This window comes from Pseudoalteromonas rubra (assembly GCF_005887095.1).
Taxonomy (GTDB): Bacteria; Pseudomonadota; Gammaproteobacteria; order Enterobacterales; family Alteromonadaceae; genus Pseudoalteromonas; species Pseudoalteromonas rubra_E.
This window is the reverse complement of the sequence record NZ_PNCI01000114.1, coordinates 1-10,513: the sequence shown is the minus strand read 5'-3', so window position 1 is coordinate 10,513 and position 10,513 is coordinate 1. Positions and strand designations below refer to the sequence as shown.

The 10,513-nt window shown below is 46.1% G+C and carries 11 protein-coding genes; 3 read left to right on the top strand and 8 right to left on the bottom strand.

Translation table 11 applies throughout. The annotated features are described in order from the left end of the window. Positions 1–104: 104 nt before the first annotated feature. A complete protein-coding gene (locus CWB99_RS23490) occupies positions 105–1,061 on the top strand; it encodes a LysR family transcriptional regulator (protein WP_138553606.1) in 957 nt (318 codons plus the stop codon). 67 nt (positions 1,062–1,128) lie between these two features. On the opposite strand, the gene CWB99_RS23485 is transcribed toward CWB99_RS23490, so the two are convergent. Genes CWB99_RS23485 through CWB99_RS23475 form a run of 3 tightly spaced genes read right to left on the bottom strand, consistent with a single transcriptional unit; the run spans position 1,129 to position 2,396 of the window. Continuing rightward, entirely contained in the window at positions 1,129–1,728 is a 600-nt protein-coding gene (locus tag CWB99_RS23485) for a hypothetical protein (protein ID WP_138553604.1), read from the bottom strand. Positions 1,729–1,731: 3 nt separating this feature from the next. Continuing rightward, positions 1,732–2,142: a hypothetical protein gene (locus CWB99_RS23480; RefSeq protein ID WP_138553602.1), complete on the bottom strand. Its 411-nt coding sequence runs from the start codon at positions 2,140–2,142 to the stop codon at positions 1,732–1,734. Then, on the bottom strand, positions 2,139–2,396 hold the full coding sequence (locus tag CWB99_RS23475; RefSeq protein WP_010380554.1) for a helix-turn-helix domain-containing protein: 258 nt from the start codon (positions 2,394–2,396) through the stop codon (positions 2,139–2,141). Before CWB99_RS23475 ends, CWB99_RS23480 begins: the two co-directional genes overlap by 4 nt. Positions 2,397–2,795: 399 nt before the next feature. On the opposite strand from CWB99_RS23475, the gene CWB99_RS23470 reads away from it, so the two are divergent. Next, complete coding sequence (locus CWB99_RS23470) at positions 2,796–3,107, top strand: helix-turn-helix domain-containing protein (protein WP_138553600.1); 312 nt, start codon at positions 2,796–2,798, stop codon at positions 3,105–3,107. A 25-nt stretch (positions 3,108–3,132) separates the two neighbouring features. Here the strand turns inward: CWB99_RS23470 and opgC are convergent, their stop codons facing one another. The 3 genes from opgC to CWB99_RS23455 all read right to left on the bottom strand — a co-directional run bounded on the left by opgC (position 3,133) and on the right by CWB99_RS23455 (position 5,432). Further along, a complete protein-coding gene (opgC, locus tag CWB99_RS23465; RefSeq protein ID WP_138553599.1) occupies positions 3,133–4,248 on the bottom strand; it encodes an OpgC domain-containing protein in 1,116 nt (371 codons plus the stop codon). A gap of 219 nt (positions 4,249–4,467) precedes the next feature. Continuing rightward, positions 4,468–4,776: a hypothetical protein gene (locus CWB99_RS23460; protein WP_138553597.1), complete on the bottom strand. Its 309-nt coding sequence runs from the start codon at positions 4,774–4,776 to the stop codon at positions 4,468–4,470. A 443-nt stretch (positions 4,777–5,219) separates the two neighbouring features. Further along, entirely contained in the window at positions 5,220–5,432 is a 213-nt protein-coding gene (locus tag CWB99_RS23455; RefSeq protein ID WP_138553595.1) for a hypothetical protein, read from the bottom strand. Between the two features lie 113 nt (positions 5,433–5,545). On the opposite strand from CWB99_RS23455, the gene CWB99_RS23450 reads away from it, so the two are divergent. After that, on the top strand, positions 5,546–6,454 hold the full coding sequence (locus tag CWB99_RS23450) for a glycosyltransferase (RefSeq protein WP_138553593.1): 909 nt from the start codon (positions 5,546–5,548) through the stop codon (positions 6,452–6,454). Positions 6,455–6,652: 198 nt separating this feature from the next. On the opposite strand, the gene CWB99_RS23445 is transcribed toward CWB99_RS23450, so the two are convergent. After that, positions 6,653–8,479 (bottom strand): di-heme-cytochrome C peroxidase, encoded by a 1,827-nt coding sequence (locus CWB99_RS23445; protein WP_138553591.1) that lies wholly within the window; start codon positions 8,477–8,479, stop codon positions 6,653–6,655. A gap of 122 nt (positions 8,480–8,601) precedes the next feature. Beyond that, entirely contained in the window at positions 8,602–10,008 is a 1,407-nt protein-coding gene (locus CWB99_RS23440) for a coniferyl aldehyde dehydrogenase (protein ID WP_249332095.1), read from the bottom strand. Positions 10,009–10,513: the final 505 nt, after the last annotated feature.

Sequence of the window (10,513 nt, the reverse complement as noted above, 5' to 3'; positions counted from 1 at the left end):
CTTGATGCGGGATCTACTAACAGGCAACTTGGGTGTTAAATCTGACGGGAGAAATAGGGTAGGCCGGAGCATTACAAGCCATAAACTAAAAGAGGTAAACAAGCGTGCAGGTACAAGACGTTGATTTAAGGTTGTTGCGGATCTTTGTCGCCATCGTAGAATGTGGTGGACTGTCGGCTGCGGAGTCGCGCCTGAACATCGGCCGTTCGACCATTAGTTCGCACTTATCGGATCTGGAAGTACGACTGGGCCTGAAATTATGCAAACGCGGGCGCAGCGGCTTTGAGCTGACAGAGCCGGGCAGGGTGACTTATCAGGCATCTCTGGAGTTGCTGCAACAGTGTGAAGCTTTTGCCAGCACTGTGGCCAGCTCTAAAAACGAACTCTCGGGGCGAGTGACCATTGCCACCATAGATACTATGGTCAGCGATCCCCGTTGCGGTTTAGCGCGAGCTATTTCGGCGCTCAAAGCCCGCGGTGGCAATATTCAGTTTGATATCCATGTGTGTGAAGCCCGCGAAGTCGAAACCTCAGTGGTTAATGGTCGCTCTCTGGTGGGGCTGGGCGTGAGCCGCCATCAGCTGCGCGGTTTGGATTATTATCCGCTACACAATGAATACAACTATTTATATTGTGCGCAAGGACATCCCCTGTTTGATTTGATAGAAAGTGAGCTGGTGGAAAGTGACCTGGCGGCAAGTGAGCAGAGTAAAACCGGGAGGAATAACGCCGAGTTGGAAGCATTGCTTGCCGAAGCCGAGGTGATCACCAGTAACTACCTGCGCGATAAAGAAGTGCGCAACGATGGCCTGAACTATCAGAATAGTGCCATTGCCTATCACGATGAAGGTATTGCCCACTTAATACTGTCCGGCGAGTTCATTGGTTATCTGCCTGAACATTACGCCAGCTACTGGGTCGATAAAGGCATATTCAGAGCCATACAGCCAGAAATATACGCCTATCAGATCCCGGTGATGCTGATCACGTCAAAAAGTAATACGGCATCGCCCTTAGCTGAGGCTTTAATTGAAGAAATAAAACGGGTGCATGCAAGTTAGAGGGGCGCACAAAAAATGCCAGTTAGTTTTGCTGACTGGCATTTGGCGATAGTATTTTAAAAGTCAATTAAGATGCGCGGGAAGCCTGCGTACCACCTTCTCTTGCGGACAGGATCATCATGGTTAGCAATGCGCCACAACACAGTGCCCAGGCGATATAGATTAATCCTTCAAAATTATCATATATCAATGTCCAGGATTTCATCTCGAAGTAAGACCAGGCGATGTTTTCTAGTAGCGCAAATAAATAAACTGCTGAGTTATAAATAAAAATCCAGTGAAATATTCCGTCAAAGTGTGTGAGCTTTACTTTCGATGAATTGGAAAAAAGTCTTGTAATCTGAACTCTAAATATCAATACAATTACCATTGCTAAACTAAGCAAAAAGTGAGTTCCATAGATTATAGTACCTTGAAGAAGTTTATTTTTTTCTGGTGTAACGTTGTTGATTAAGCCAGTTGCAAATATTGTATGATCAATTGCTGTCAAAACTAAGATGTAACCTGAAATATGAGCTACATTGACATCTTGTTTATATACTCCGTAAATAGTGCATGCACTCAGAAGCACTAAGTAGAGCGGAGTGACAACTACATGCTCCCAAAGCTGAATATAGAAGAATGCAATTGCAGCAATAATGACTAGAATTAAATGAGAAAGTTTCATTACCTATCCTTGTGTACCTGCTTTTTTTTGCTTTGGGGGGATCTCGGTACTAGTGGCTTGAGCTCTAGGCGGCTTAGTTGCACCAAGGCCTCCAAGTACTATATTACAAGTATTTAAGTTTATTTTTTTTGTCCTTAACCGCTGTTCACCAAGAAGTTTCCGAGAGTTTTTAGATATTCTAGAGTCTGCAAATAATATTGCTGTTGTAATATCAGAATCCTTAGCTTCCACTTGCTTATATGGTCTGTTGACATGAGGCTCATCAGGTCGATAGGGCCCACATCCCGATACAAATTCTTTCTGACAACCAGATAAGCTATTATCGTTACTCAGGTCTCGACCCATATCTCGGCCAGTTAGTTTTACCAGAGAAGCCAATTTAGTTAGAAGTGTGAGTGGGCGTATCTTTTTCATTTTTCGTCATCCTGTAACTTTGACGCATCATGGCGGTTTAAACTGCCACTAATTTGCCTGATTTCATTGAGTAAAGAGCGTGTATCTATTTTGCATAGCATCAGCCAGCGAAACAGCTGTTTAGACTTAATGTCGCTGACGCCCTGCTCATAGTTACTGATTGTTTTGCGGTCGCACTCTAACTTTTTTGCCATCAGCTCCTGTGATATGCCGGCATTTTTTCTCATTGCTTTTAAATCATCGCCATCAATCACGTCCTTTTTTTCCTTTTTTTATTGTAATGCGGAGACTTTTCCACATTCGAATGAACATAATCTTAACAAGAAAGTCGCAATGTTAATACAAAAAGGGAACATGTCAATCTGGCTTAAGTTAGAGTACCTGACCTATACCGATGCAACAGCCGTGCGGGACTGTGCGTTACACGATATTTCCAATCGTTAAAAAGGTCAACAGGTTGGTTACATTAAGCGGCTTTTAATTAAATATTGGGATGACAGTACTCACGCAGCACTTTGGACAAGCAATACACATAAGCGGTTAATGACGTCTGGCGTGCATGCAAAACAAAACGTGTGTTGTCATGGTTGAAATTGGACTGCGTAAATCCGTGTAGGGTCAGCTGGCAGAGTAAAGGTGATAAGGATACGAGTATGAAAAATGATGCATTTGGCAGAAAGCAAAGGATCAATAAACTGATGGTCAGGTTACAATGTAATTTGCGACAGTTAAGGCATAAGAACAAGCTTTCACAGGCTCAGCTGGCCGCCAAGCTCAATGTTGATCAGTCAACAATCAGTAATTTTGAATCGGGTCGCTCAGTGATGACCATAGAGCATGTATACGAGTTATATTTGATGTTTGGTGATGACTTTTCCTGCCCGGATATGCTGTTTGCCCAACGTGGTTCTGTCGAGAAGGGTAACCTGGGGCATGATCAGGAAGTAAGTTGCCTATCCGATTGAATCACAGCCAAGTGATCCGCTTTGGCTAGTATGATTTATTAACTCGGCTCATGCTGGTTACCTTATAATGGGCCTTACGGCGATACTTTCGCCAGCGTTGATCAAGCTTAGCCGGAAGAGCAAGCAGGCCTGCAAAGCACATACAAATCAACAGGTCCCAATACCATTGGGCGGTGGTATATGCATGACTCCAGGGCAGCAGAAAGTAAACCACTACACAGTGGAAGGCAAAAACGGGCAGGGCATGCTGACCGAGAAACACCGGATATCTGAGTGTAAAGAACCACGAAAAACGACGCATTAGCAGCATTATCAGATACGCGCTCAACAGCAGGTTGAGCTGATAAAGTAATGAAGCGCTACCGTGGCCTGTATAGTAAGGTTGCATGAGCTGCGGATAACCATGTTTAACAGTAAAAAAGAAGCCCACACCACTGAGCAGCATTACCCGCACCACAGGTGTGAAAGTAAAGTTATGGCCCTTATCAAACTTCAGGTAGCTGAGCACCACACCCATATAAAAATAAACCTGCCAGGCAAAGGGGTCAAAATGACTCACGTTTAGTGTGATGTCATTAAATACACGACTAAACGGCGGCGCTAAAAACTCTGCCGTTACAAACTGGGCAAGCCACCAGACTAAAAAGGAAGCTGTGATGATATACCACACTTTACCTTGTTTAAGCGCCTGAATAGCAAAAGGCAGAAACACCATAGGCACCAGATAGAGGATCAAAATATCGTGAAAACCTGGGTGTTCCAGCAGAAAGGTGGCAGACATAGCACTTTGAATGGGATTGCTAAACCAGTTGGCAGCATTAAAAAAATCAGACCACTGTGGGATATACATAGGAAACAAGGCCACCAGTGAAAAGCACAGAACAATCGCGCTCAGATGAAACCCGTAAATCACCCAACAGCGGCGCCATATTTTGTGCTGCATCGTTTTGCTATCACCAGCCAGTCGCCCATACACCAGATAAGCAACAAAACCAGACAAAAACACAAATCCCTCGGCAGCCGACACAAACCCCAGCGGGGTGCGGGTAAACTGCGTAACAAAATTGCCAAACAGGTGGTTGCAGGCAATGATGATAAGCAACCAGCCTCGAAGGCCATCATAGGTTAAATCTCGGGTCATGTGTGCTCCTTCACAGACGGATAATGTGTATTGTCTCTTTGCCTGTGTCTCAAGCCTTTGAATAGGAATATTAGCTTATAGGTACAAAACTTAACCCAGAGAATAGAAGGAGACAATTGAGAATGTTTAATAGTTGCCGGGCGTGGTGCAAGCAGAGGCTGTGACCAGCGATAGCTTTTAAAAGAGGGAGCCTGGCGGTTCAAGCTCCCAAATAAAGCATTATTTATACAAGTGAGATAGCTCTGCCGGGACTTGTGCTGAAATATTCGCGACTCGCTCTGTGGTGGTATCTATCCCAACAAAGGTAGTTGTGTCATTCCCCGGTACACATAATGTGGTTGTGATAGGACCGGTTGTCTGGTTGGCTTGGGTGAAATTCACCCGGGCAATGCTTGATGCACTGGTGTTGAGTACTGCCAGGTTCATACAACCTGCCATCATAGGAAATTTCACGCCGTCTTGTTTGGTATTGTAAGGCAGGCGAGCCAGTTCAAAACCCAGATTGTTGGCATTTTTGGTTGTTTGCATACTGGCGCGGCCGTAATTAGCAACCCGATGTGAGGAACGACCATACACATTCAATGTTGATGTGGGTTGTGCATTGTCTAAAAAGTAAAAGTGTACATTACTTATCCTTAATTATGTGATCCAAAGTATTTATCTTTCGACGGTCAGCAACAACAAGTAAACCAGCCTGTAGGTGACTTACAACGCATGTTTTAGGCATTCGTATGCTTCAATCAATAATTACATTTGGAGGCTTTTTGGGAACGTGAAGTTAACCTATTGAGGTGATTTTCACAATAAGTCATTGATTTTTTGATTTGTAACCTTTTGTGGCATCAGGTGGTTGCCCTAAAGTTAGCGCAGCTCAACCATTATGTATGCATTATGCATGTCTGGTAACACTGAGAGCTGTGCTAATTATACTGCCGGTATATCAATTTCGAACCAAAGGCTTAATGATCTGTTTAACCTACTGGTGGGCAAGGGCAAGTCACAGGACCCGTAGGCAAGCACTCAACGCAGCGTGTTTTATCTTTCGTCATAGGGCAGTCTTGCATTGGGTTTGTTGGCGGTAATGAGCGTATTCCGCCGGCAACCTGAGGTGTTGCCGCCTGCAACATATCTTTGTTATCACTTGATAATTTCTTAATGTGCTTTTTATTTAATGATGGTTTCATCTATCACTCCTTTATTTACGTTTTGTTAATCTTGATTTAACGTATCACTGCGGGTACATTGAGTCAATTGCTTTTACTAATTGTGAGGTTTGCTAGTGAGTCTGAGTGTGGTTATGCCATTTTTGAATGAAGGCGATAATGTCAGGAAGACGCTGGAAAGTATCAAAGCAACGATTACCAGCGACATAGAGATCATTTTGATAAACGATGCCAGCGATGATGGCTATGATTATGAAAAATATGCAAAGATATTTGAAGCTGAGTATATACGCAACTCTTTCAGGATCGGTGTGGCAGCTTGCCGGGAACTAGGCATTAAAATTGCCTCGTACGACAATATTGTATTACTGGATGCGCACATGCAGTTTTATGATTCTGGCTGGGACACGCATGTTGCGCACCTGATTCAAAGCGATCCCAGGACGATATTTTGCAGTAAATCGGTGCACCTTAATACCGACTGGGAAAAGGTTGAAGCGGCGCCGTTGGGGTGTGGCGTTTATATTCCGGTAAAAGAGCCTAAGGATTTTCAGCATATAAATTGGTTACTGGAACCAACACAAGACCTCACTATTCCGTGTATTTATGGCGCATTTTACTGCTTTAGGAAAGCATTTTATGAAGAAATTGGCGGCCTCGTTGGGCTGCTGGAGTGGGGCGGCGATGAGCAGTTTTTGAGCGCCAAGGCGTTTATGGCCGGCGGACGGTGTGCGTTGATCCCTGAACTGGCGGTGGGTCATGTATACCGCGAGTCCTGCCCTTATGCGTTTACCCCGGCTTTGAATTTATACAACCAATTATATATTGCCTCAGTTTTGCAACCGGAAGATCAGGCACAACAGTATGTTGCTGCTATTTTGGCCGGGTCAGTATTAGAGGCTGGAAATGAGGGGGTCATGCAGATGTTATCGCAATCAGCGCCTGAAATAGCACAGCACAGAGCCTATTACCTTGAACACCTCAGTACTCGTTCATTTTCCGATTTTCTGGCATTCAACCGCGAATTTGTGGATCGTTCGTAGACAAACAGCAACCAGAGTGGCCCGTTGGCCACTCTGTTAGCGGCTGATGTTAGCTGGCCGCTTGAAACGGCGCGCTGGCGATTTTACTTGCAGAGATCTGCTCTGTCAGATCTGTGGACAGAATGTTTCATCGGATCCTTATCTTTGGTACTTTGTATAAAATGGCCTGCTGCATAGCGACGCAGGCCGCCATCCGCACTACAGCGTTTTCATAAACTCGATGATTTGCCACTTTTCCTCGTCACTAAACTCAGTGCCGTAACTGTGGCCCAGATTGGAGTTACCGGGCATAATCTGGCCATTGCTGGCTTTTACCCTGAACTTGTTGAGTCCTTGTGTGGTGACATAGCCCACATTGACCGGGTCGAATTCACGACTACCGACCCAAAACTCAGTGACGCGCTCTTCGGGCTTTTTCATCAATTCGTATAGGTTGGGTACTGAGCCATTATGCAGATAAGGCGCAGTGGCCCAGATCCCATTGAGCGGACGGCCCTTGTAAACGGCGCCATCAAGCACACCATCAACACAATCGGTTTCCACTGCATCGGCACGTTTTCCCCGTGCTTTCAGGTGTTGCACGATGAGGTTTTCCAGCTCTTTGACGACCGAGATTTTCTGCCCGTCTGTGCCGGTTCTTTCGGGGATATTGCCTGCCTTAAGGGCCGTGGGTAAATCTTTTAAAACTAAGCCAACCACACCATTGACAGGCACATCGATGGCATTGTCGATGGCCTGAAACTTACTGCCGATCAGAATGCGTTCTTTGGTGCCTTCCAGAATTAGTGTTTTCGCCATATGACAGGAGGCGTTATTGGCTGTTACCGGATCTGTGCCCAGCTCAGAAACCTGGGTTTGGTTCGCGATATAATTGAGATGCTCTTTTTCCCGGGGGATCAGTTGGTGGCAACTGGCACAGGCTTGTTTATAAAGTAATCCCCCTTTGGCTGCCTTTTGCGTATCTATGGCAGGAAGGTGCTCAAGTGGCCACTGGGGTGAACGCAGGGTTTTAACCCAGGACTCCAGATTGCCCAGCCCAATCATGTCTACCGTTGAGCTGTAACGGAACTTTTTACCCCATACACGTTGCCAGAAAGGCGCTTCTTCTATCTGTAATTCGCCAAACACCCCAACGACTTCTCCTATGTTGCGCACCAGCGGGCCAACAATCGGTGTATTCGGGGCTGAAGCATTCCATTGCACCACATCTGACTGGTGTGTCCCCCATAAGAAAGGATAAGACACAGGGCCAGTCGGGGTATTTTTATTGGTCAGATCATTGAGCGCAAATGCGGTACCGGCGTTCTGAATATTGCCAAACGCATCTAACCGGGCATAACTGGTAAAGTCTTGCGGGTAGTCCTCAGGCAGTGCATTCACGGCCTGGCGTTGTGCGGTTTGCAACGCAACCTGTTGTAATCGCTGTTTGAGGCTCGCTTTGCTACTGTCGCTGTATTTTGACCCCAATACATTAAGCGCAAAACGGTTGAATTTGGCATCGTCATTCAGTGTTGTGTTCAGTGCAGCAACCAGGCGGTCAAAAAACAGTACAAAGTTTGCCAGCGTGGGAGCACCTTCGATTAACATTTTAGTGCCGTTGTAATCGATCTGGCTGGTATGGCACGCAGCACAGGTCATACCGACCCAGTTCTCGCCGGTTTTTTGGTTACTGTGCAGGGCAAAGCCAATGGGCAAACCGCCCGGGTTCAGTTCACTGGCTTTGCTGGGCAGATACCGCAGAAATTCCATATGGTCAGCATGGCGAAACAACTGTTCACTGTCGGCCTGTTCCAGCCATACAAACCAGGTGTAGGGAATGATCTGTGACCCCTGGCCGGTGAACCAGAAATCTTCGCGGACTTTTTCGCTCCAGCCCTGATCCAGCCATACCCGTTTGGGCACATCACCTTGTTCTTTAGTAATGTCGATAGGGTCGGCAGGAGCGGTATGACGGTTGGTGCTACAGCCAATTAAGACCAGCAGACTGGCCGCACTCAGCGTAGCGATTGCAGTTAACTTGCTCATTGTTTTTTCCTTGCGCTCAGAGAGGTGTAAAAGAATAGTTACCAGGTGAGCATTTGGCTATTACAACAAGTTACAGGGGGGGACAACGAGCACGAAAAAGGAAGTTAGGGTGGCTACTCGGGTTACCTGAGCAGCCACTTACGTAGTACCTTAAACACCCAATCCCGATGTTTAAGTACAAATCGATTCTTTGGCAACCAGCTGCTGGAATACAGCACGGTTTTGGCCTTTGAAAAAGTTAAAAACCCTTCATAACCATGGTATTGCCCCATACCAGAGTGGCCAATTCCACCAAATGGCGCATCGTCCGCGACGACATGCATGGTGGTATCATTGATACTGATCCCCCCACTGTGGGTGCTGGCTATCAGGCGTTCTATCAGGGGGTGGTTTTTTGACATTATATATAGCGCCAGCGGGCGAGGTCGAGCGTTAATATAGGAAATAACCTCATCCAGTGTGTTGTAGGTCATCACCGGCAGTAGCGAGCCAAAAATCTCTTCTTGCAACACTGCCATATCTTCGCTGACGTTGGTGAGCAGGTGCGGATAAACACACTTGTTGTCACTTGGGTCATGCGCTTTAACGGCATGAACTTTAGCACCTTTTGATTTTGCATCATCCAGCAAATGTAGTAACCGGGTAAGCTGACGGTCGGAGATAATATGGCTTTGTATGTTGCTGTTTTTGCTCGTGAGGTGATACTCAGTATAGCGTGTAATAAATGTGTCTATGAAAGCGTCTATACGCGTAGCAGGCACAAAGATATAATCGGGGGCAACGCAGATTTGTCCGGAATTGATAGACTTACCCATTATCAATGCATCGACTGCAACGCCCATATCGATATCCTGATCTATGATGGTGGGAGATTTACCTCCTAACTCCAGTGTAATAGGTGTCAGGTTATCGGCGGCCGATTTGGCAACCAGTTTGCCTACCTCGGTTGAGCCTGTAAAAATCAGATGGTCGAATGGCAAAGCCGCGAATGCCGCGCCAATTTGTGCATCACCTTCGACCAAATGTACATGATCGCTGATATCTTCAAGAATGCTTTTTAATGCCTGATTTGCATGAGGTGTGAACTCACTCATCTTGATCATCACCCGGTTGCCGGCGGCCAGCGCCTGTATAGTTGGCCCCAGGGCAAGATAAAAGGGAAAATTCCAGGGGGTTACAACGCCAACCACTCCTAAGGGCTGATAATGTACTTTCACTTTTGACGGCATAAGCATGAGCCCGGCATGGCGTTTTGAGGGCTGCATCCATTTTTTCAGATGTTTGATGGCATAATTAATGGCTGAAATGGTGGGCATAATGTCGGCAAAGAAAGTATCGAATTGACTGCGATAACCATAATCCTGAGACAAGGCCTGATAGATGTGTTGTTCGTGCGAGACCAGTGCACGTTTGAGCTTTTTGAGCACAGCAATGCGTTGCGCATAGTCGGGCGCAGGGTCCCGGGCATAGGCAGATTGCAGCGCCTGAAAGTTCATGGTTAGCAAGGTATGTTCAGAAACTGTGCTCATATTGGTCATTGTACAGGGCCTTTTTCTGGCGGTTTTTGCAAATAGACTTATCTGATAATAACCCTCATCTGAGCAAGTGTGAATAAAAGCTCTAAAATTGGTTAAAAAAGCCAAACCGCCTTTGTGGCAATTGTATCTTTTACAAGACATCGGGCTTCAAGATGCCGTTTTAAGGTCTTTTTGCTAATCAAGACAAGAGGTTAATTCCATGGTCGACCTTTTGGGGCAACTTGCCCCAGCTTTTCTGCCAATTCAGCCAGCTTTCCAGACGTGCACCCTGAATCTACTAAGCGTAAATTTTCCGGAGCATACCTCTGTATTTATGCCCTACTTGTTTTGCCTGCCATGCCGGATCAGCACTCACCATGGCCTTGTTGATCAAATCCTGATAGCTTAGGCGCATCGGCCTTTTTGGCTGCAACTTCGGCATAACAGCCTCGGGTATAATAAGCGTCATCCGCTTTTACCGAGCTGATCTTCCTGTGCAATGGTCTGAGTAAATCAC

Coding starts and splice junctions, on each gene's coding strand:
- CWB99_RS23485 (WP_138553604.1), bottom strand. CDS start 1,728: ATGAAACTTTCTCATTTAATTCTAGTCATTATTGCTGCAATTGCATTC.
- CWB99_RS23480 (WP_138553602.1), bottom strand. CDS start 2,142: ATGAAAAAGATACGCCCACTCACACTTCTAACTAAATTGGCTTCTCTG.
- CWB99_RS23470 (WP_138553600.1), top strand. CDS start 2,796: ATGAAAAATGATGCATTTGGCAGAAAGCAAAGGATCAATAAACTGATG.
- opgC (WP_138553599.1), bottom strand. CDS start 4,248: ATGACCCGAGATTTAACCTATGATGGCCTTCGAGGCTGGTTGCTTATC.
- CWB99_RS23460 (WP_138553597.1), bottom strand. CDS start 4,776: ATGCAAACAACCAAAAATGCCAACAATCTGGGTTTTGAACTGGCTCGC.
- CWB99_RS23455 (WP_138553595.1), bottom strand. CDS start 5,432: ATGAAACCATCATTAAATAAAAAGCACATTAAGAAATTATCAAGTGAT.
- CWB99_RS23450 (WP_138553593.1), top strand. CDS start 5,546: ATGCCATTTTTGAATGAAGGCGATAATGTCAGGAAGACGCTGGAAAGT.
- CWB99_RS23445 (WP_138553591.1), bottom strand. CDS start 8,479: ATGAGCAAGTTAACTGCAATCGCTACGCTGAGTGCGGCCAGTCTGCTG.
- CWB99_RS23440 (WP_249332095.1), bottom strand. CDS start 10,008: ATGAGCACAGTTTCTGAACATACCTTGCTAACCATGAACTTTCAGGCG.